The following is a 22,471-nucleotide window of genomic DNA, read 5'->3' as shown; positions in this document are numbered from 1 at the left end:
GACTAACGTAAAAACAATCGACCAATGAAACTCACTGCAAGACTGCGATACTTGAGAAGAAGATAGCTTCTTGGTAGCCAAGAGGGCGTGCTCAGAACCGTTTTCGCTTTGGAGAAGGTGCGGAAACCTTCTTCACCATGATAATGACCGAGGCCAGACTCTCCTATTCCGCCGAATGGTGCGTCATCGGCAGCAACGTGAAGCAAAGTATCGTTGATCGCAACGCCGCCGCTGTGAGTCTGCTCAATCACTTGTTGCTGAAGTAACTTATCATCCGACATCAAATAGAGTGCTAGCGGTCTCGGCCTTGCGTTAATAAACGCAATCGCTTCGCTTACTTGTCGATATCCTATTACCGGCAAGATAGGGCCGAAAATCTCTTCATTCATCAAGCGCATTTTATCCGTCACCCCTGTCACTAACTGTGGCAGCATTTGACGTCCAGTGGTCTCTACATACTCCACTGAATGGACGGTCGCACCGTGATCGCTTGCGTCTTTCAGATAACACTTCAAACGTTCAAATTGAGCATCATTAACAATATGTGTGGCTTCAAACAAACGGCCTTCTTTCGCATACAGCTGATAGAATCGCTCTAGGTAACGTTCAATAAAAGGGAGTTCTTTACCCTGTGGCACCAAAACATAGTCCGGTGCGACACATATTTGGCCAGCATTAACCGATTTTCCCAATAAGATCGCGTCGATAGCCTTATTAATGTCGGCATCCTTATCAATAATGACTGGAGACTTTCCTCCCAGCTCTAGTGTCACCGGTGTGAGGTTTTTTGCTGCTGCAACGGCCACCAACTTACCAACCTGAGTCGAACCAGTAAAAATCAAATGGTCAAAGGGCAAGGAAGAAAAGTACTGCGCTATTTCTGCCTCTCCTTCTACAGGATAAACATGATCATTCAGGGCTGAGAATATCTCACTCAACACTTGATTCGTATTTGGAGTATGTTCGCTAAGTTTGACCATGACTCGGTTGCCCGCCGCCAGTGCCGTCACTATCGGCGCAATACTCAAGACAATAGGAAAGTTCCATGGCACTATCACTCCAACAACACCGACTGGCTGATATTCAACTCGAACGCGCGATGGCATCAGAAGCAGACCACTGTGTCGCTTGCTCGGTTTCATCCACTTCTTGAGATGCTTTTGGGTATAGTTTATATGGTTGATGGCAGGGAGGAGGTCACAGATCAAACTGTCGAACTCACTGCGAAAACCGTAGTCTTCTGTTAATGCTGCGACGAGCTTTTCTTTGTTGCCTAGCAGTTCAAATTTAAGGGTTTCGAGAAGATCAAGGCGCTGGCTGAGGTTCGAAGCAGGATCGTTAGCGTAGTGTGTCTGAACTTCCGAATAGAGCAGGCGGAGATCCTGTTCCGATTTAACGTGCTCTCTTTGCCACTTGTTAAGGTCTACTACTTTTTCCATAAGACAGGCCATTGAATTTTTACTCTATATTGAACAATAGTAGCCATTCTTGAGCGTAAAATCTTGTTTGCATCTCACGCCAATATATTGCTCATCATAGTTGTAGGGTAAAGCGGCACCAGAGAATTGTTCGTGGGGGTCAGGAGCATGTTCCTACTGGTGCCACTTTAATCTTATTGGTACACAGACATCAGGTTTAGTAACGTTAGAATCGCAACCTTCTCCAACATCGATGTACTCTTATCCAACCTATTCAGATAATGGCTTTTCATTGCGCCTTTGTTCTGGTTACTTGGGTTCGGGGCTGTACTCATAAATTCCTCCTTAGCTGCGGTACAGTTTGCCGCTTAAAGGGGAACACAAAAAGAGACAGTTTTATTTAATCTCCTTCCCCATATCGCACTCATTTAAGAGAATTAGCGTTCAAATACTAGAATTTGAGGTAAATAAGGAACAAACTTAGTGAAAGTGTTCTGAGTTTTTTATAGAGATTCCTGTGTCTGACCTAAATTTGATCCGTTACTACGCTCGCCTTGCTCCATTGGGTATTGGCCAAGAGATTAAAACCGCACTTCCTATGGTGGCTGAGCTGCTATTTACCAGTCCGAGGCATGCGCGAAATTTATTGAGTCAGATGCAGCAATTGGATTGGTTAACGTGGATTCCTAAAGCCGGCAGAAATCAACGTTCGACATTAGTGCTCAATCACCAGCTTGAAGATCTAAAAGGCTTGCTTGCTGCCAAACGTATTATGGAGGGCAAATATGAAAAGGCGCTCTCTATCCTTGATGACGATGAAATTGCATTCGGTCGACTTCTGCAGAGCACATCTGGCGCCTCAATGCGCGAAGGTTTATTGCACATTCAGCTTACTTACAAACGACCGTTTGAGAGGCTAGTTCCTCATCAACTCCACCGTTCCAGTGAACGCTACCTGATTCGACAAATATACTGCTGTTTAGTTAGCAGTTCATACACAGGTGGACTCGAATCTCAGCTTGCACACCACTGGCACTACGATGAACACAACTTGGAATGGTCTTTTTACCTTCGTCCGGGGCTCACTTTTCACAATGGTGCCCGCATTGATGCTCAATGCATTGTTGACCTATTTAACAAGCTTATGGCACTTGAAGACTACCAAAGCGAATTGAGCCATTTACAAGACGTTTATGCGCCGATTCATAATAAAGTGGTGTTCAAGCTATCTCAGCCAGACCAAGGTTTTGGTGGCCTTATTTCTGGGGTTAAGTACTCCATCCAACCCCCAAGCCAAGTCAATGACTCCGCCAACAATCTGGTGATTGGATCTGGACCTTTTGAAGTCACTGAACACTCCCACACCAAGCTCTGCCTTCAAGCATTTGACCGCTACTACGCCTGCCGAGCACTGACTGAACAAGTCACTATCTGGCATTTAGAAGAGTCCGAACTAGAAAACAAACAGATACAAACCAATCAGCCCGGCGCTCAATACAGCAAAGGATGCAACTACTACGTCTCTCACGCAGTAAGTAAGACCATTGAAAAAGACGTTAAACAGAGTAGAACCGAGGACGGCTGTATGTTCATCTTGTTCAATCAATGCGCCGACGTTGTTCTCGATGATACGCAACGTAGATACCTGTCGACTTATCTCACACCGACAAAAGTTTATGATTACCTAGACAACAACAACCTTTTGTTTGGCTGCCAGATCGCCCATAACTTACTGCCGATGTGGCATAACATTGCGCGCCCTGAAATGCCTCAAGCTGCTCTTCCTAAACATCTAGACATTGCCGTGTACGATTACAGCTCACTGTGGAATTGTGCGCTTGCGGTTAAGCACCTGTTAGAGAGTCAAGGAGTCACTGTGTCTATTCACTCATACTCGTACCGAGAACTCACTGCCCTCTCCATGTCCAGCCAACTGAAAGAGTCGTTGATCATCACTAACCTTAACCTTGACGATAACCGTCATGCTTCCGCGTTTAACAACCTTTATCACAACCCAATCGTTCAAAACTGCATAGGCGAAGAGTCGAAACAGTGGCTTATCACACAGCTCGATCAGTTGAGAACACAAACATCGTTAGACCATTACCTAGATGCACTAGAGCCGATTGCCTCAGCGCTTATCAATCAGTTTTGGTTGTCACCACTTTTCCACCATCGCCAAACATTGCGCTTTCATGGTGTACTAAAAGATGTCGCGCTGACGAACTGGGGATGGCCTGACATAAAAAATGTCTGGTCAGCAGACTAACTCTTTCATTCAGTTCTAATAATTTGAACTCAAAATATAATTCGTAACAAAAGTGTCTAAAAAGCCGCAAAGGTAGTAATAAAGCCAGTAAAAATGCGAGCTGAGCGCATTTTTTACAGCTGATAAATGTCAGATTTGGATCATAACTAATACACAATAATTTGAACTCTAAATATCAATTCGCTATTTTTATAAAGTATTCATTAAAAAGGAAATTAAAATGAAACTAAAAACGGCTGCATTACTAACCCTAAGCGCAACCGCTTTCCATAGCCAAGCAGAGGAATGTGGCAAAGTGACGATAGCGGACATGAACTGGAACTCAGCGACCGTTATTGCCAATGTTGACCGATTTATTCTTGAACATGGTTATGGCTGTGAAGCCGAATTGATCCCTGGCGATACCATGCCAACCGGCACCTCCATGATTGAAAAAGGCCAGCCTGATGTCGCTCCTGAACTTTGGAGTAACAGTCTGAAAGATGCGCTCGATAAAGGTGTGGCCGAAAAACGCCTTCGCTATGCTGGCAAATCTCTCGTTGACGGCGGCGAAGAAGGATTCTGGGTACCGAAATACCTAGTAGATAAGCACCCAGAACTTGCAACGATAGAGGGCGTAAAAAAACACGCTAAATTGTTTGAACACCCAGAAGATCCAGACAACTCAGCGTTTTACAGCTGTCCTGCGGGCTGGAACTGTCAAATTAGTGCGGGTCACCTATTTACTGCACTAGGTCTAAAAGAGTCAGGCTTTACGATTGTTGACCCAGGTTCAAGTGCTGGTCTTTCAGGTGCGATAGCTAAAGCTTACGAGCGTGAAGAAGCATGGTTTGGCTACTACTGGGCACCAACCGCCGTATTGGGCAAGTACAACATGGTTAAAGTCGATTTTGGTAGCGGCGTAAACGAAGAAGAGTTCGTTGGCTGTACGACTCAACCAGAGTGTGCCGAGCCTAAACCTACAATGTACCCACCATCACCAGTGCATACGATTACAACTGAAGAGTTTGCAACTCGTGCCCCAGAAGCATACTCATACTTCTCTAAGCGCGGCTTTACCAACGCAGATATGAACCAACTGTTAGCATGGATGGAAGACAACCAAGCTGATGGTGAGGAAGCGATGTTCCATTTCCTAGAAGAGTACCCACAAATCTGGCAAGCGTGGGTTCCACAAGACGTTGCGAATAAAGTGAAGCAAGCACTGTAAGAATCGTTTCTCTCCTATAGTGCTAGACACTATGCTTTAGATGTACTCGCTCACTACCATACGTAGTGAGCGAGAATAAAAGGAACTTATTGATGTCAAATGATAGCTGGTTCAACAGCTTTCCTGAGATGGAGCGCTCTGATCTAAGAGCAATCCGCAAAACACTTGATGGCGCTTATCGAGATTTCTCCCGAGAGTATGGTGACTTAATCGAGTCATTCTTTGATCCTCTACTCTCTTTTCTTATCTGGTTTGAAAAACTCCTTATCTCAACGCCTTGGATGATCATTCTTGCGGTCTGTACAGGTCTTGTTTATATCGCTAGTCGTTCATGGAAGCTCTCTTTAGGCTGTTTTGTCTCGCTCATTCTCATTGGTTATTTCGGAATGTGGGAAGACACGATGCGAACACTCAGCATCATTACTGTCTGTACCATGCTCTCCATTGTATTAGGGATACCAATCGGCATCGCAATGGCCCGTTCAAACAGGGTTCAATCTGTTGTGACACCCATGCTTGATGTCATGCAAACCATGCCTGCATTTGTCTATTTAATCCCAGTCGTAATGCTACTTGGTATTGGTAAAATTCCGGGCTTGATCGCTGTCGTGATCTACGCCATTCCACCAGTAATACGTTTGACCAACTTAGGCATTCGCTTGGTCGACAAAGAGGTGCTTGAAGCATCCACCGCGTTTGGAGCCAGTGCAAAACAGCGTTTGTTTGGCGTACAGCTTCCTCTTGCTATGCCAACCATCATGGCAGGCATCAACCAAACGATCATGATGGCGCTGTCTATGGTGGTGATTGCCTCAATGATCGGCGTAAAAGGTCTTGGTCAGCCTGTTCTCAAGTCCATTACAAACCAGTACTTCACTCTTGGTCTGCTCAACGGTTTCGCCATTGTGGCTCTCGCCATCTTATTCGATCGTGCTTCTCAAGCTTACGCTAAACGCACACAGGCTCACCTTGGAGATATGAAACATGACTAAACCTCTTATCGAAATCAGTGGCCTCTACAAGGTGTTTGGTGCAAAACCGAAATCGGTCATGGATCGTGTCAAACAAGGTGATAGTAAAGATCAGGTTCTTGCCGAGACTGGGCATACCGTTGGCCTTAAAGAGATCAACCTCAGCATTAAACAGGGTGAAATCTTTGTCATTATGGGGCTATCTGGCTCAGGCAAGTCTACGCTTATTCGCCACTTCAACCGACTGATTGATCCAACGGAAGGCCAAATATTGGTTGAAGGCACCGATGTAATGAAGCTTAACCAGAAGGAGTTGGAGGAGTTTCGCCGTCACAAGATGTCGATGGTTTTCCAGCGTTTTGGACTGCTTCCACACCGCACCGTTGTAGACAATGTCGCCTACGGGCTTGAGATTCAAAGTGTTGAAAAATCACAGCGACTCTCGAAAGCCAACGAATGGCTGGAAACGGTCGGATTGAAAGGTTATGAGAATCAATATCCCTCTCAATTGTCCGGCGGTCAGCAGCAACGTGTTGGGCTTGCACGAGCACTGTGTACAGATGCAGAAATTCTTTTGATGGATGAAGCTTTCTCTGCGCTTGATCCGTTAATCCGAAGTGAGATGCAAGATCAATTGATCGAACTTCAAGAGAAGCTACATAAAACCATCGTGTTTATCACTCACGACTTAGATGAAGCACTAAGGCTTGGCGATCGCATTGCAATACTGAAAGATGGTGAACTTGTCCAGCAAGGTACGCCTGATGAAATCCTTCTGCACCCTGCTGATGATTACGTTGAAGCATTCGTGAAAGACGTTAATCGTGCTCGTGCCTTAACGGTAGAAACCGTCATGAACCCACCCGCTTATCGAATCACCGCCAACACGATTCAAGAAGCGATCACTCAAATGAAGCGTGTTAAACAGGATTATGCGTATCACGTAACTGACGACGGTTATCAGGGTGTCTTGACCAAAGAGGGACTGCTTGATGCCGCGAAAGAAACGGCTCATGACGAGATCAATCAAGACATCTATGAAGAAGTGCCTTCTGTTTCTCCAGACGCTGCTATTGAGGAAGTGTTGGTTGACACCATGTCTTACGACTATTCTCTACCCGTCGTTGATGACGAAGGCAACCTACAAGGTGAACTTGAACGCAGTGCCGTAGCAGAAATTTTCTCGGATACGAACGAGGAGGAAACCACGGATACCCCAAAGTTGGATAAAGCCTCATAGTGTACCGCAAGGCTACATATCACAAGGCATTCCGCTGATTTTCAATTGTTCTCTAACCTTTAGAGTTCTTCCTAAAAAGCCCTGAAACATTAGGGCTTTTCTCGATTTTATTGTGATCTACCTTTAGTTTTTACCACTACTCTGTTAACCTGACCGCACAATATACTTCGAACTCTAACTATTGTGTGAGGATTAATGAGTAGTACTAAGGATAGGTATAGCATTGAAAGTACCGACTATACAGTTGGTCAGGATAACGTCCAAAAGTGGGGATTTGATGTCCACAACCCCGTTTTCGGCATCAGTGCGGGCGCAATAATTTTGTTTTTACTGGCTCTTTTGGTCGCTGAACCAGAAGCCGCAAAAGCAGCTCTAGACGGAATGAAATGGAAAGTGATCGGCAACTTCGATGGTTTTTTCATGTGGTCGGCGAACCTGTTTGTTCTCTTCTGTTTTGCCCTTATTGTTTCTCCTTACGGTAAGATTCGTATTGGTGGCAGTGAAGCCAAAGCAGAACATTCAAACCTTTCATGGATGTCGATGCTGTTTGCCGCTGGTATGGGTATCGGCCTTATGTTTTGGGGCGTTGCTGAACCTTTAGCGTATTTTACAGGTTGGTATGAGACTCCACTTGGCGTAGAAGCTTACTCTCAAGAGGCACAAAAACTGGCTCTCGGCGCAACCATTTATAACTGGGGTCTTCACGGCTGGGCTATCTATGCCGTTGTTGCTCTAGCGCTTGCTTTCTTTACGTTCAACAAAGGTATGCCGCTTTCAATCCGTTCCATTTTCTACCCAATTCTTGGCGATAGAACATGGGGTTGGTTTGGTCATATTGTCGATATTGTTGCGGTTCTTGCGACACTGTTCGGTCTAGCGACTTCTCTTGGTTTAGGTGCACAACAAGCAGCAAGTGGTATTAACCACGTCTTTGGTATAGACGGCGGAATCGGTACGCAGCTAGCTGTGATTGCCGCGATTACTCTGCTTGCGACGATTTCTGTCGTGCGTGGCATTAACGGTGGTGTAAAAGTATTAAGTAACATCAATATGGTGGTTGCTTTGTGTCTACTTATCTTTGTCGCAATTGCTGGCGGCATTGTCGGTATGAAGGCCATTCCTACCGCATTGATGGGTTACATTGAAAACTTTATCCCACTGAGCAACCCACACGGTCGTGAAGACGAAACTTGGATGCAAGGTTGGACTGTTTTCTATTGGGCTTGGTGGATCTCTTGGTCACCATTTGTCGGTATGTTCATCGCTCGTATTTCTAAGGGTCGTACCATTCGCGAGTTTATTGTTGCGGTTCTCTTTATCCCAACGACAGTCATTGTTATTTGGATGGGCATCTTTGGCGGTATTGCGATTGACCAAGTGGCCAACAAGGTCGGTGAGATTGGCATGAATGGTCTACAAGACATTACTCTGTCTCTTTTCCACACTTTCGATGCACTACCAATGAGTACGCTACTTTCAGTCGTATCAATTGGCCTTATCATGGTGTTCTTCATTACTTCATCAGATTCTGGCTCTTTGGTAATCGACAGTATTACTTCTGGTGGTAAAGTGGATTCACCGGTTCCACAGCGTGTATTTTGGGCTGTGATTGGTGGCGCAATCGCCGCAGTGTTACTTTGGGTTGGCGGAACAGAATCGATTCAGGCACTGCAAGCAGGCACCGTTTCTATGGCGTTACCATTTGCCTTTATTCTATTGATGATGTGCTGGAGCTTACTACTGGGTTTACGCTCAGAGTTGCAACACAACAAAATCAGCTACGCATAAGCGCAGCAATCTCTTCAAAGCCTAGCTCTTCGCTAGGCTTTTTTATCTCTAGTCACCCTCCTCTCCCTCCTCCCTTTTTACTAAGCCGTTGTTTACAGCTCGAATTAGAATAAAATACGCTTAAAAGTTTGACATACCTCTCACAATTGGTAGTCTTCGCCGCTTTTGACTGATTTATCGATATGTAAAACCGCCAAAAGCCGCTCTTTTGGCACATGTCACGGAAGCACTCTACCCCGATCGATCAGTTTCAGTTGTTGTTAAAACTAAAACGGGGAAACTATGACAATTAATGCAAGCGCATCTGTAGCCAATCCACCAGCCAAAGAGAAAGAAGTGAATCATCCGTTCTTATCTCTTGTCATCATGGTCATTGTGGCTGCAATTGCGAGCTACTTCATCCCAGCAGGTGAGTTTGAACGTGTGGTGGTCGATGGACGCACCATGATCGACCCTGACAGCTTTACTCAGTTACCAAGCAATCCAACAACCCTTTCTTCATTTTTTGAATCATTCTTCAAAGGGTTTAAATCAGCCGCCGGTGTTATGGGGGTCGTCTTCTTCGTTGGGGGCGCATTTGGTGTCATTAAACGCATGGGGGTACTTGATGCCTCTGTAGTTGCTTTGACCACGAAGCTTAATAAACAAGGCCTTTACGTCATTGCACCCGTCATTATGACGGCGATCTTCTTCAACGTAACTTTTACAGGCATGCGTGAATTAGATGTCATTTTTATCTCGCTGATGATCCCGATCTGTATCAAGCTTGGCTATGACGCGATGACCGCACTGGGCGTTGTTTTACTAGCAAGCTGTGCAGGTTTTGCAGCGGCTCTGGCAAATCCATTCTTTACTGGTATCGCACACAAGATAGCAGAACTGCCCCTTTACTCAGGTATGTGGTATCGCTTTATCGTCGGTATGTTCATGCTACTGACCGGCGCTGTCTACGTTCTGCGTTATGCCAACAAAGTAAAACGCGATCCTCGCCAAAGTTTGCTTCACGGCAGCGGCTATAGCTACGATGCAAACATCGAAACCAAAACACTCACCACACGTGAAAAGCTTGCAGGCGTCGCGTTCTTGCTGGTGTTTGGCTACATGATTTTCGGTACGCTCACAATGAACTTTGGCTTTACCGAAATTGCAGGTAGCTTTGTTGCAATGGCGATTATTCCTGGTCTCGTCGGCGGATTATCACCAAACAAGATCTGCGATTACTGGACCAAAGGCTGTGCAGATGTGTTGGTTGCGGTTCTGATTATCTTCTTTGCGCGATCAGTACTGACCATCATGGAAGACGCTCGCATTGTTGACTCGATCATCTTCTATCTGGCTCAGATGATTTCAGGTAGCTCTCAACTGGTCGCAGCAGCAGGTATCTATCTTTCACAAGCACTGATCAATCTGTTTATTCCATCGGGCAGTGGCCAAGCCGTAATCACCATGCCTATCATCATTCCACTGGCCGATATTGGTGACGTGACTCGTCAAGTAGCTGCGTTAGCTTCCCAGCTTGGTGATGGTATTTCTAACTACATTTACCCAACAAACGGGGGCTTACTCGCCGTACTAGCGATTGCTAAAGTTCCTTACGGAAAGTGGGTCAGGTTCTTCTTACCGCTGTTTTTGGTATGGTCAGTAGCAGCCCTGATGGCCGTCGTGATCGCGCAGATGATCGAATTAGGTCCATTCTAAGTTTATAAACATTCAGCACTGTTCGATAAGGCCTGAACGATTGTTTCAGGCCTTTTTATTAGACTTTTCTTAACGATTGACTTAAATCACTTGAGTCGTCATAGAACTCCTGTAAGTTAGCCAAAGTATCAATAACCAAGCCCTACTAAAGTACATAGATCGATACCATGACTACAGAGAATATTAAGTTCGTCGCCACCGATATGGATGGCACACTTCTAGATGAAAATAGCCAACTCAACCCAGAGATCTTTGAACTCTACACTCAGTTAGAAGAGCGAGGCATTATCTTTGCTGCCGCTTCTGGCCGTCAGTACTACAGCTTGATCGAGACTTTTGCACCATTGAAAGATCGTATGATGTTTATTGCGGAAAATGGCACTATGGTGATGCACAAAGGCCAAGAGCTCTACAGCTGCGAAATCGACAAACCTTCTATCACAGCCATCATTGAGCAAGCACGAGCGATTGAAGGCTCTCATATTGTTCTATGTGGCAAAAAGTCCGCCTATATCGAAACCAAAGATCCAAAGGCATTAAAAGAGTTTTCTAAGTACTATAAGCGATGCGAGTACGTCGATGACCTGCTTACTGTTGACGACGACTTTATCAAAATTGCGGTGTGTCATTTCGAAGGGACCGAAACGAATGTCTTCCCTTCATTCAATCAAGCTTTTGGAGAGAGTCATCAAGTTGTTGTCAGCGCCAAGATTTGGCTAGACGTGATGAACGCCCAAGCATCAAAAGGGGCTGCGATTGAGCACTTACAAAAGAGCTTAGGCTTTACTCATGAGCAGACCATGAGCTTTGGCGACTACCTTAATGACCTTGAAATGTTGCAAGCTAGCTATCACTCTTACGCGATGGATAACGCCCATCCAAAAATTAAAGAGATCGCTCGCTTCAGCGCACCAAGTAACCAAGATGCAGGTGTGCTGCAGGTCATTAAACGTGAACTACTAGGCCTGGTATAACTCTAACGGTAAGCCGTCGGGATCTTGAAAAAAGGTAAACGGCTTACCGGTAAACTCATCAATTCGGATAGGTTCAACCTCTAAGCCTTGCTCTGCTAGATACCTGCTGTACTGCTCTACCGATTCGACTGTAAACGCCAAATGTCTAAGCCCTTGCGCTTCAGGCCTTGATGGCCTTTTCGGTGGATTAGGAAAGGAAAACAGCTCAATTTGGCCACCGTCAGGCAGAGCCAGATCCAATTTGTAAGAGTCGCGAGTTTCTCGATAGTTTTCAGCGATAACGTCGAGTTGAAGTACTTGGGTATAGAAATGCTTCGATTGAGCGTAATCTGAGCAGATTATCGCAACATGGTGAATACGTTGTAACTTCACTTTATCTTCCTAATCAATGACTAATGAACCGTCGTCGTTAAACTCCCAGCAATCTCCAAACGCTATTTCCCAAAGATAGCCATCTGGGTCAGAAAAGTAACCACTGTATCCTCCCCAAAAGACATCTTGAGCAGGTTTTTCAAGCTTTGCTCCTAGCGTAACAGCTTTAGCAAGAATCTCATCCACCTCTTGTTTCGAACGTGTATTGTGCGCCAGTGTGACACCACTAAAACCCTGTTCAGTAATGCTCATTTTGGGCGATACGTCTTCCGCCAACGCATCCAAAGGGTATAACGCTAAACAGACTCCGCCGGTTTTAAAGAAGATAATTCCATCTTTTGGCGTTTTCGAACTAGGAAACCCCAATTGCGTATAAAACTGGTAAGAACGCTCTAAATCTTTAACGCCAAGGGTGATGATACTGACTCTCGGTTCCATGAAAATCGCTCCTTTAATTTGTGCTTCCACTATTGACCGACTCAAGTCGCTGCGCGATTTCATGTTGCTGTTTAGACACAGCATCCAGTGCTTCAGCGGTGCTCTTAATGGCACTCGCCATCGACGATATATTCTTGGTTGTGTCGACCAAGGTACTCTGCATAGGTTTTAATACAAACCAGAAAATAGCACCAATAATGGCAATAATAACCACACCTACAGCTGCAATGATCAATAACGCTTGAAAGCGGAGATCATCCAAAAATCGTTGGCTGTTGGTATCAAGTGCTTGTTTTGACTGCTCAAACGTGTGTGGTAATGCTTCAACCGATTGTTTAGAGAGCACCACCAACTGGTTTAGATTGTTGATAGTATCGCCCAATAACGCTTGTTGCTCAGGGCTGAGGTTCTCACTTTTGGAAATATCCGATAGCGCCGAACCAATAGTATCTAGGGACTGACGAGTGTCTTGGATCGCTTGCTCTATCCCTCCAAGTTCCAAAGTCATATTCACATTAACAAAGGGGTCACTCTCTTGCGTTTGTTCTGCCCAAACAATGCTGACCCACAGACTCAGACCGAAACCAATTATCCACTTCATCGCCATTCCTTTAGCCATCTATTCATCTTATTGAATCATAGGCTAAATTTTCACTAACCCCTATAGATTTAAGCGATTGACTCTCGCTAGTTTGACTCGCGAACCGCGAAGCCATTTCTGAGCGCAAATTGAATCAACTCCGTATGAGAACTAAAACCTAGCGCATTTTGCATTCGGTATTTATGTGACTCGACAGTTCTAGGGCTGAGGAAGAGCTTTTCCGCACACTGCTTAGCTGTATAGCCTTGGGCTAGAAGGGCTAAAACTGAGCACTGTTTTTTGCTCAGCTTGAGCAGTTTTTCATTCTCATCGACTAGACGAGTGTCTTCGTTGGCAAGGCTTCGCGTGATGGTTGAGTTCTGCCAATAACATAGCCAGCTATCACACAGCAGCTTTAGCCTTTCAATATCAGCTTCATCCAAGGGACGGCCGTCATCATGGAAGCGAGAAAACGCTAATGCTCCCCATGTTTGACCAAACAGTTTCAGCTGAATCACACCATGCCAACGTGCTCCCTCTCTGTACAATAAACGAAGTGGAACAAGCGGGTGCACTTTCAGCATCTCCGCATCAAAGATTTGGTAAGGACGCTGAACTTTGAGGATATTTAGATACTCTTCATAATTGCCGAGCGCGAATTTTTTCAGATCGAGTTTAGGTACATTTGGGCGAGAAACCGACATACTTTTCCCCTCATTAAGAGAGATAATCGAATTAGGGAACAGCGTCAGACGGTCTAAATCAAAAAAATTCAATGCATCCAAAGCGATATCATCGAACACTTGAGCAAATTGATCGGCGTGGCTGGTTGTTAATGTATTGGTTTGCTTGATAAGCAGCCGTTCAAAGTCTCCCAGTGGCTCTACTGACATAAACCCTATCCCCTTGTTCTTGTTACGCTTACTAGCATATAAAAATCATTTACTCACCTAATGTAAGCATATCGTAAAACTACTGCAATTTAAAAAACATTGTTTTATTGCAGTAGATCTACGGTATTTCTTACCTAGTTCTTACTTCAGAATCACCACCAATTGTTAACACAACTAATAAATATATAGGTAGTGGTCATGAAAAAAACGTTACTTACTCTACTCATCGCTTCTGTTACAACTCCTGCAATGGCTGGCGATATCTACAAAACTGACACAACTAAAGTGGCTTTCTCTGGTGAGATTGATGGATACCTTGCAACAACAGACATCAACGGTTTAAAGACTGACGCTGATGTAAACATGTGGGCAAAAGTTCAGATGGATGCTGAGCAAAAGCTAACGGACACGTTAACTGGCTTTACTTCTTTTGAAATTGAAGCGGGATCTTGGTACACAGGTACTGATTCTGATGCACGCTTCGATGACGTACTCATCGGTGTTAAGACTGACGTTTGGGGTGTTGCAATGGGTGAAGTTGGCGACCTTGCTAGCTCTGCTGATGCAATTGAGAAAGACGACATCACAAACGAAGGAAACTACATGGGCTCAATTGGTGGTAACCACCGTGAGAGCGACGGTAAAGGCTTTGTTGGTAAAGCAAGCTTTGGCCCGATGACTTTTGTTGCTGATGTAAATACTGTTGCTGATAACGACACAGACAACACTTACGGCTTTTCTGCAGATTTCGACCACGAACTTTTCAGCGTTGGTGCGTCTTACATCACGGGTGAAGTAGAAGCGACAGCAACATCGGCTAAGGCTGACTTTGAGCTTTACGGTCTATCTGCATCGACAGAATTCAAGGGCGTTTACCTTGCTGCAACTTACGCAGACGTTGAAGGCACTGACAGCTTTGGCTTCTACAAGACAGACGCGCTAGCAAAAGCGGATTCATTTGGTCTAGCAGCGTCTTACAAGATCGAAAAGACACGCATCTACACGACCTACTCAATGGTTGATGTAAAAGCGATGACAGGTAATGACGAAGGTGACACAACTAACTGGGTGATTGGTGCTGATTACCAAGTCGCTAAGAACATTCTAGCATTTGCTGAATATCAGCAAGCTGAAGCAGATTGGGAAGCAGATGATTCAATGACAGTAGTGACTGGCGTGTACTACGCGTTCTAAACCTCTCCCCATAGGGCAGTGTTGTCTATTTGATGCGCTGCCCCAATTCTTATCTACTCGCCACCATTTATCCCGTCAATCTTATCTCTCTTCAACGCTATAAAATCTAAACTATTTTTCCGCATTAAAGTGCAGGTTATTTATAAAATGATAAACTAAAGGATTATGTCATCCTGTAAGTGAGTAGTTCGATTTTAATGAAGCGACTGATAGCTTGTCTGATTCCAATCCTAATTCTTTGTGTCTCTCCACAAGCGCTGTCTGCATGTGACGTAGGGACGCACAACGACTATTTAGATTCACAAATCAAGGTTGACGATCGCGCCCTACTCGAGTTCTATTATGCATCGCTCTGTAGGCCGGGTACCATCCAAATCGATCAGATTGAAGAACGTAACTCTGATTCAGCTCAAGCTCTAGCACTATACTATTTCGGGCGACTCAACCTTCAAAAGTATCAAGGCATCCAAATAGACAACCCACCCGATCTGGTCAAATTAGGCCAAAGCAATAATATTGATTGGATTGTCGCGGAAGCAAAGCTGTTGAAAGCCATTAAGCTCATCGATAATGACCAGTTACTCGAAGGCGAACTGCTGATGCATGAAGTTATTCCTCTTGCTCGTGGCATTGGTTACCAACGTTTACTCGCCCGTACCTACCGCTGGTTGGGTAATGTCGCGATTCAACGTTCAGACCTCAAAGCAAGCCTGAACTACTATAAAACGGCATTTGAGATTGTCACTGAGATTGATGACCAGTTTCAGGCAACAATGACGCTCAACAACATCGGTACTGTGTATATGGAGTCTGAAGAGTGGCAACGCGCCCAAGACTACGTAGATAAGGCCATCAAACTTTACCAATCAAATCATTTCGACAATAGCCTGTTTGAAGCCATTTTATACGCAAACTCAAGTGCGATTAGCTTCGCGACCAATCATCATGCGCAAGCAAAGCAATATATGTATCAAGCATTAGAGGAAGCGGAAAAAACAGGTTCAACACGAATCAAAACCGCCACCTTATCCAACATCTCACAACTTTATTCCACCGTAGGCCGCCCCGTTGAAGCACTCGCCATGGCAAATAAGTGTCTCAATCAGTTACAAGACGAGCCAAAGTCGAGTCTATTGCACGCTATTTGTTATGAAGGGCTAGCGAGTGCTTACTTAGTCCAAGAAGATTATGGCAAAGCGATTGTTTATGCCCAAAAGATACTGAACGCGCTCTCCCGTTCTGAGAGTAAAGAGACAGGTTGGGAGCTCGACGTGTTAACTACGCTCATCGAAGCGTATGAAGCGCAGCAAGACTATCAACTCGCCCTTAGCTACATGAAACAGCGAACCCTACTCAAAGAGAACTTCTACCGCCAAACCATCAGTGAAGAGATCGTCAACGAGAAAAGTACACTCGAAAGAAAACTATACAAACGCGAGGTCGAACTGCTTGCCGCACAAAATGATCTGCAATCCCTCGCCATCAAAGAACAACGTTCAAAAGAGATCTTATTTATCGTTCTTCTTGCTGTTGTTGGTTACTTTGTCACACGAGGTATTTTGCGTTTACGCCGCACCAACCAAGAGCTTGAAAGCCAGAATACAACCGATACGTTAACGGGGGCATTCAACCGCCGCTACCTAGACAATTGGCTAGCACATCCTAGACGAGTCAAGGAGCACCCAAACTACTTACTGGCGGTTGTCGATATAGACCATTTCAAATCATTCAATGACTTACATGGGCATGAAGTCGGCGATAAGGTCTTAATTGAAACAGTGCACACCTTACAGCGTCATCTTAGATCTCAAGATTTGCTCGTTCGTTGGGGTGGTGAAGAGTTTGTGTTACTGATCCCGAATGAACACCTTTCCAATGCAAGCAATACTCTTGAACGTCTAAGAAGTAGCATCGAAGCTCACACGGTGCAGTTCAACGATCAAGAGTTTAAGGTCACGATTTCAGTGGGGGCAATCCAATGTAGTGCTTCAGACCTGATGAACAGCTGGGAACATCAATTCAATCAAGCAGATGCTGGGCTGTATCGAGCGAAGCGCTCTGGGAGAAATGGGTTCTTTATTGCGAGCTAACCTTATTCTCGTTGTTACCCCGCTCACTATTTCTAAATAGCTTCAGCTTGGCGGGGCGCTGTTTTAAATAGGTCGAATAATGAAGCGAATGGCATTGGTCGATAGAAATAGAACCCTTGTACCAAGTCGATATCGAGATCGGTTATAAAGTCTAATTCTCGCTGCTCTTCTACCCCTTCGATTACAATCTGATTGCTACCAAGGCCAACAAGCTGACTGGTTAAACGAAAAATCTCTTGGCCTTTTTCACTTTTCAGATTAAGCACAAATGAACGGTCGATTTTGACCTTATCGAACTCAAATTTCGACAGGTAGCCAAGTGATGAGTAACCCACACCAAAATCATCGAGGGCAATTGAAACACCATGACGTCGGAGTTCACCAACAACTTCTCGTGTCGCTTTCTCATCTTTAACAAGCACGTCTTCTGTAATCTCAAGTTCAACTTGAGACACATTAAGAGCACTCGACTCTATTAATGCCAATACTTGACTGACAAAGCTGTCGATCAAAAGCGTATCGGGTGAAATATTAATCGATACTTTGAAATTCTCACATTCGGCCAAAGGTGCCACTTCTTTCAACCCTTTATTGAGTACCCACAAGTCAAGTTCACGCATCAGACCTAAGCTCACAAAATAGTCTAGAAAATAGGGTGGCGTGATCTTTCCATCATGGCCACGATGTCGAATAAGCACTTCGACGCCTTCAATATCATGGGTTTTCGAGTTCACCTGCGGCTGATAAAAGAGGACGAATTCCCCTTCCCGCTGCAATGCTTTTAGTTTTTTCTGAGCCGAAATGCTGCTACTTAACTGAGGGATATAGGTGGCCATTGGCTTTGTATCCAACTCTATTTGCGGGCGCGCATAAACATTTTCCGAACACGTCGCACCGAACAGCCCATGACTATGGGTAATCTGCTCCATTTTCCTAAAAAATGGCAGGTATATTGAAACGCCAACAACAATAAGAACCGACTGCAACACAACTGCTGCCCATGAGCCTTCTGTGCCTAAGTAACCACTAAAGAATACCGGCATCATCCAACTCATGACTTCCGATACAGGAGGAACGAGACCAACAGAAGTCGCAAAGTAGGCAATCACCAAAGAAATTGCAGGGACAAGTAAAAAAGGAATGATCAGAACAGGGTTAAACATGATGGGTAAGCCATAAATAATAGGCTCATTGATATTAAAGATACTCAGTGGCAATACCGCTAACGCAAGCTTTCTGTATGAGCTTCCCTTTTCAGAAAATAGAAACATAGTAATAGCCAAACAGAGCGTATTTCCCGCGCCCCCAATCCCTGCATATATGTCGTAAAAGTTGCTGACTAAGACAGGGAGAGGGGTTCCATATGCTTTGTAAGCTTCAGATGCAGCGATTGAAAAATGATAAAGATCCGTTTTGTAAGCGGCCAGTATGATGTGACCATTAATCCCCATCGACCACAATAAGTTACGTGCAACTTCATAAACCAAACTATCAAACAGAGAATTGGGGTTTAACTCTGGCAAGTAGGCACTCAATTCGATTCCATCGAATATCACATGGTTGAGAAAGTAACTGAATGCCGCAAAGGTAAAGACGAGCGTACAAAATGAGGCCACCATATTGATCGAATTTTCAACAACATTAGGCAACTCAGTCGTCGTTAGTACTTTCGTCGCTCTCGTACGCGATAATATCAGTGCAACCGCGATCGGCACTAAAATCGCTAACGGATAGTTGGTCGGAATGACCGTGCCTACTTTAAGTAATTCCCACTGATAGCTGATGATGAAATAAATAACCATTGAAGGGGTAATTACCGCAATCCTATCAAGCTTATGCATAGCCGCTAGAAATTGGGAGTAGTAAACAATCAGCAAGATTGGGAAGAGCTGCCAAGTTAATGAACTTGTCTCCATAAGGCGCTCACCTAATATCTCTCTACCCATCATATTGGCCGCATTGGAACCTAACATGCAGAATGCAGAGATCAAAGAGACTGGCAGCAGCATAACAAAGACATTGCATACCCCTGTTAGGTAGGGGTTTTTGGTCAAGCACTTATTTATCATTAAGAAACAAGGTAGCTTCATTTCTGCGTTTCTTCCGAGAATTCATTGATATCCGGTAAAAACCTTACTATACGGAATGGTATATTGCCAATTATTTCGCTAATTTATTTATTCAACTATCACCATAACAATGAGCTTATTTATTGTCGGTAAATAACAACCCACTAGAGCACTTCTTTCTACGCCTTCAATTATCAACAAAATGTATATTCTAATTCTTCCAAAGCACCATTTTTCAATGAAAGCAAAGCAAATATAGTGACTCCATCGAGACGACAACAACGAAAAAATGAGAGAGTGAGATGGAAAATACAGCCAAAACCAACCAAAGCATCAGCCTTTTAGAACAAGCACGCTCTTTAGCTCTCCCATCACGCGAAGAGGTACTGGTGCGAGCGCCCAAAGTTCAAAAGTTTTGGGATACTCACAAAGAACTGCTTGAAGAAGCGTGGGCTGAATGGGAAACATCATTAAAACAAGGTCAACTAAACCCTGATGTATTTGTTCCTGATGAATCACTGCTTGACCCAGCGATGCGTAAGGCAGTAACTCAAGCTTGGCAAGACCCCTTCAAAGAGATAGCCGTGAGTAACTTACTTGAAGAAGTCGCACCTGGCGTATTCAAGTTTCAGCTTTTCGACCCAGAGCGTCTTAGCCAATTACGCCACTATCTAGAGCAAGTTGCGGATTCCAACATTCCAACTCGAGCGCCCTACGGTATTGTACTAAACAGAAATGGCGCAATGTTGGATAAACGTTCGGAGGGATATTTAGCAGCGCCTGATTTTCAGGCTTTCTATCGCCAATTATTGGATAAATACATGCGCCCTATTGCCCGTATGCTTTTTCCTGAAATCATTGGCTACGATACGCAAACTTTTGGTTTTTCGATTCAGTATCAAGCAGGAATGGATACATCTCTAAGGCTGCACACCGACGCATCTTCTGTAACGTTGAACGTAAACCTGAATATGCCCGGCGAAGCGTTCACTGGTTCTGAACTCGATTATCTTGACCCAGACACAGGCAACATCACACGGCTGACGTTTGAACCAGGTGTCACGATGATTCACCGAGGAAGCGTCCCTCATGCCGCGCACCCTATTACAAGTGGTACACGCACGAACTTTGTGATGTGGCTATACGGAGAGCAGGGCTTTATCCCAATGCCAAACGCACACGCTGACGGGATAGAAGCAAGCAAACGTTGGACGATTCCAACGACGCCAGCGGATAACTTTGCTCCGTTTTAAATAGAGCGAAACAACTATCCCGCTTATTGGTTTAAGCGGGATAATTTATTAGTGATTCAATGCCCCTCGCTCTTGTGTTGGGGTTACTCCTGTCCACGTACTATAAGCTCGAATGAAGGAGTTAACTTCCTGAAAGCCCAGTAAAAAAGCAACTTCTAGTACAGGCAGATCAGTGTGTTTGAGGTAATGCGATGCCAGTTCTTCCCTGACTCGTTGCAGTACTGATTGGAAGCTCTGCTTTTCAGCGGACAGTTTCCGTTGCAAAGTGCGCTTACTCATAGCCATCTCTTTCGCGACATATTCAATGCTACTTTCCCCTTGAGGCAAAGAGCCAATAAGCAAGGTCGTGACCTTATCTACGATGGAGTCCTCCGCTTGCACCGCCTCTAACTTACGTTGAAGCTCTTTATCAAACAGAGCTAACATCGCAAAGTTATCCGTAAGAAATGGCTTATTCGCATCTTCAGCTTTAAACACTATTTTGGCTTCATCGCCTTGCTTGATCTCACACCCAAAGAAAGCTTCATACGCAACCAAGTTATTTGGAACAACAGGCAGTTCTATGCTCTTTGGAGCAATCCTCTGTCTGGTTGCCATTCGGGCTAACTGAGTAAAGAAAATCATTTCAACTAAGTTAAGTGTCTTGGGCAATTCGCCACTGTAGCCATAACAACCCAACGTCAGCTCTGTGTAGCTATCTCTGCGGTCAATATCGAGCAACATAGGACCAATCAGCGGTTTATATTCCTGCAATCGCAAGAAGGCGGCATTGAGGTTTGGACTGCACATTGCGGCGTAGATAGGCACATCACAAGATTCGAAACTCAATATTTCAGCAAGCTTGAGAGGCATTTCATCTTGATCAGACAATGCTTCGATACCATGCCACATTTGAAAATACTGTTGAGTCGTGAGCTGCACTTTCTGCTGTTCAAATAGCCCTGTAGGGAGGCCAGCGTAACTAAGCAGATCCCGAATCTCGATACCGAGATCATTGAACATGACTTTCCAATTCGGTGGAATGGTAAATTTGCTGGCTCTCTTCATCTCGTTATTTCACTTATAAATGGGTCGATTCGACGTGCTATTTTTCCATGAACTGACGCGACAGTTTCAATACCGTTTTGCGGGGTAAGAAAGGAATAACCCAGTTAAGCAAAAACTTCAATGGTGCTTCATTAAATGTGACTAGCTCCCCCTTCTCCATGCCCGCATAACCCCATTCAGCAACAGATCGAGCGGATTTCGCGTTTTTCCATCCATCAACCCCTTCTAAATTGCCCGCCTTAACAAATCCAGTATCTACTGTTCCTGGGCATAGTGCCGTTACACTGATATTGCGATCTTTTACCTCATCTGCAATCGCCTGGGTAAATGAGGTCACATAGGCTTTTGTCGCATAGTAGACCGCTTGCAGTGGGCCTGGCATAAATGATGCCGTCGATGAGACATTTAAAATTTTCCCTGAATTGCGTTCAATCATCCCTTTCAGATAAAGATGCGTCAGGTTGGTCAACGTCACCATATTCACTTGCATCATAGCTTGTTCATCTTCTAACGATCGCTCAAAGAACTTTCCATGCCCACCAAAACCCGCATTGTTGATCAACACATCCACTTGAATACCCATAGAATTGGTTTGAGCAAAGATCTGTTGAACCGATTCTGGATGAGATAGGTCAGATGAAATCACATCGACACGAACGGAGTATTGCGCTTCAAGATCTTTTTTAAGTTGCTCTAACTTACCTTTTGAACGAGCAACGATAACAAGATCACCACCTTTCTCTGCGTGGATCTTAGCAAGTTCTAAACCGATACCATTCGATGCGCCTGTGATAAGTGCTGTGTTTGACATAATGCTACCTTTTGATGTGATGTTATTAGCTGATGACGTTCATACTAGCCAAGCTCTCACATTCCTCTGCATCAGATCGTGACATCTCATTATCCGATCGTGCCAATCGTATTTTCACATATCTAAAACCAAAATAGCCCCGCTAGAAAGCGAGGC

The 22,471-nt window shown here is 44.6% G+C and carries 19 protein-coding genes; 10 read left to right on the top strand and 9 right to left on the bottom strand.

Annotation, left to right across the window (positions count from 1 at the left end):
- Positions 1-2 precede the first annotated feature (2 nt).
- Together F0231_RS01560 and F0231_RS01555 are read right to left on the bottom strand one after the other, a co-directional pair.
- Positions 3-1,439 carry a coniferyl aldehyde dehydrogenase gene (locus F0231_RS01560; RefSeq protein ID WP_171757956.1) on the bottom strand — a complete coding sequence of 479 codons (1,437 nt, stop codon included), beginning with the start codon at positions 1,437-1,439 and terminating at the stop codon, positions 3-5.
- 173 nt (positions 1,440-1,612) lie between these two features.
- On the bottom strand, positions 1,613-1,753 hold the full coding sequence (locus tag F0231_RS01555) for a hypothetical protein (protein ID WP_171757955.1): 141 nt from the start codon (positions 1,751-1,753) through the stop codon (positions 1,613-1,615).
- A 182-nt stretch (positions 1,754-1,935) separates the two neighbouring features.
- Here F0231_RS01555 and F0231_RS01550 point away from each other — a divergent pair, with 182 nt between their 5' ends.
- The 7 genes from F0231_RS01550 (at position 1,936) to F0231_RS01520 (ending at position 11,568) form a co-directional block, all read left to right on the top strand.
- A complete protein-coding gene (locus F0231_RS01550; RefSeq protein ID WP_171757954.1) occupies positions 1,936-3,687 on the top strand; it encodes an SgrR family transcriptional regulator in 1,752 nt (583 codons plus the stop codon).
- A 220-nt stretch (positions 3,688-3,907) separates the two neighbouring features.
- A complete protein-coding gene (locus tag F0231_RS01545; RefSeq protein WP_171757953.1) occupies positions 3,908-4,897 on the top strand; it encodes an ABC transporter substrate-binding protein in 990 nt (329 codons plus the stop codon).
- A gap of 92 nt (positions 4,898-4,989) precedes the next feature.
- Complete coding sequence (locus tag F0231_RS01540) at positions 4,990-5,889, top strand: proline/glycine betaine ABC transporter permease (protein ID WP_171757952.1); 900 nt, start codon at positions 4,990-4,992, stop codon at positions 5,887-5,889.
- Positions 5,882-7,108 carry a glycine betaine/L-proline ABC transporter ATP-binding protein gene (locus F0231_RS01535; protein WP_171757951.1) on the top strand — a complete coding sequence of 409 codons (1,227 nt, stop codon included), beginning with the start codon at positions 5,882-5,884 and terminating at the stop codon, positions 7,106-7,108. Before F0231_RS01540 ends, F0231_RS01535 begins: the two co-directional genes overlap by 8 nt.
- A gap of 195 nt (positions 7,109-7,303) precedes the next feature.
- Positions 7,304-8,896 (top strand): BCCT family transporter, encoded by a 1,593-nt coding sequence (locus F0231_RS01530; RefSeq protein ID WP_171757950.1) that lies wholly within the window; start codon positions 7,304-7,306, stop codon positions 8,894-8,896.
- 282 nt (positions 8,897-9,178) lie between these two features.
- Positions 9,179-10,594 (top strand): YfcC family protein, encoded by a 1,416-nt coding sequence (locus tag F0231_RS01525; RefSeq protein WP_171757949.1) that lies wholly within the window; start codon positions 9,179-9,181, stop codon positions 10,592-10,594.
- Positions 10,595-10,761: 167 nt separating this feature from the next.
- On the top strand, positions 10,762-11,568 hold the full coding sequence (locus F0231_RS01520) for a Cof-type HAD-IIB family hydrolase (protein ID WP_171757948.1): 807 nt from the start codon (positions 10,762-10,764) through the stop codon (positions 11,566-11,568).
- On the opposite strand, the gene F0231_RS01515 is transcribed toward F0231_RS01520, so the two are convergent.
- The 4 genes from F0231_RS01515 to F0231_RS01500 form a co-directional block, all read right to left on the bottom strand.
- Positions 11,554-11,940, bottom strand: a complete 387-nt coding sequence (locus tag F0231_RS01515; RefSeq protein ID WP_171757947.1) for a VOC family protein — start codon at positions 11,938-11,940, stop codon at positions 11,554-11,556. The two genes, F0231_RS01520 and F0231_RS01515, sit on opposite strands and share 15 nt — an antisense overlap.
- Positions 11,941-11,949: 9 nt before the next feature.
- Entirely contained in the window at positions 11,950-12,378 is a 429-nt protein-coding gene (locus F0231_RS01510) for a VOC family protein (protein ID WP_171757946.1), read from the bottom strand.
- A gap of 13 nt (positions 12,379-12,391) precedes the next feature.
- Positions 12,392-12,979 carry a hypothetical protein gene (locus tag F0231_RS01505; RefSeq protein WP_171757945.1) on the bottom strand — a complete coding sequence of 196 codons (588 nt, stop codon included), beginning with the start codon at positions 12,977-12,979 and terminating at the stop codon, positions 12,392-12,394.
- An 86-nt stretch (positions 12,980-13,065) separates the two neighbouring features.
- Entirely contained in the window at positions 13,066-13,851 is a 786-nt protein-coding gene (locus tag F0231_RS01500; protein WP_171757944.1) for a LuxR C-terminal-related transcriptional regulator, read from the bottom strand.
- Between the two features lie 198 nt (positions 13,852-14,049).
- On the opposite strand from F0231_RS01500, the gene F0231_RS01495 reads away from it, so the two are divergent.
- Together F0231_RS01495 and F0231_RS01490 are read left to right on the top strand one after the other, a co-directional pair.
- The gene (locus F0231_RS01495) at positions 14,050-15,045 is read left to right on the top strand and encodes a porin (RefSeq protein WP_171757943.1); all 996 of its coding nucleotides are present in this window, start codon (positions 14,050-14,052) and stop codon (positions 15,043-15,045) included.
- Positions 15,046-15,242: 197 nt separating this feature from the next.
- Positions 15,243-17,135, top strand: a complete 1,893-nt coding sequence (locus tag F0231_RS01490) for a tetratricopeptide repeat-containing diguanylate cyclase (RefSeq protein ID WP_171757942.1) — start codon at positions 15,243-15,245, stop codon at positions 17,133-17,135.
- 32 nt (positions 17,136-17,167) lie between these two features.
- Here the strand turns inward: F0231_RS01490 and F0231_RS01485 are convergent, their stop codons facing one another.
- Positions 17,168-19,189, bottom strand: a complete 2,022-nt coding sequence (locus tag F0231_RS01485; RefSeq protein WP_367613452.1) for an EAL domain-containing protein — start codon at positions 19,187-19,189, stop codon at positions 17,168-17,170.
- A 317-nt stretch (positions 19,190-19,506) separates the two neighbouring features.
- On the opposite strand from F0231_RS01485, the gene F0231_RS01480 reads away from it, so the two are divergent.
- The gene (locus tag F0231_RS01480; RefSeq protein ID WP_171757940.1) at positions 19,507-20,457 is read left to right on the top strand and encodes a 2OG-Fe(II) oxygenase; all 951 of its coding nucleotides are present in this window, start codon (positions 19,507-19,509) and stop codon (positions 20,455-20,457) included.
- Between the two features lie 48 nt (positions 20,458-20,505).
- Here F0231_RS01480 and F0231_RS01475 read toward each other — a convergent pair whose 3' ends face one another.
- Both F0231_RS01475 and F0231_RS01470 read right to left on the bottom strand, forming a co-directional pair.
- Complete coding sequence (locus F0231_RS01475) at positions 20,506-21,459, bottom strand: AraC family transcriptional regulator (RefSeq protein ID WP_253825693.1); 954 nt, start codon at positions 21,457-21,459, stop codon at positions 20,506-20,508.
- Positions 21,460-21,541: 82 nt separating this feature from the next.
- On the bottom strand, positions 21,542-22,315 hold the full coding sequence (locus F0231_RS01470) for an SDR family oxidoreductase (RefSeq protein WP_171757938.1): 774 nt from the start codon (positions 22,313-22,315) through the stop codon (positions 21,542-21,544).
- Positions 22,316-22,471: the final 156 nt, after the last annotated feature.

Source organism: Vibrio sp. RE86, assembly GCF_013114545.1.
GTDB lineage: Bacteria > Pseudomonadota > Gammaproteobacteria > Enterobacterales > Vibrionaceae > Vibrio.
The sequence above is the reverse complement of the archived record's forward strand: the minus strand, read 5'-3'. Positions and strand labels throughout refer to the sequence as shown.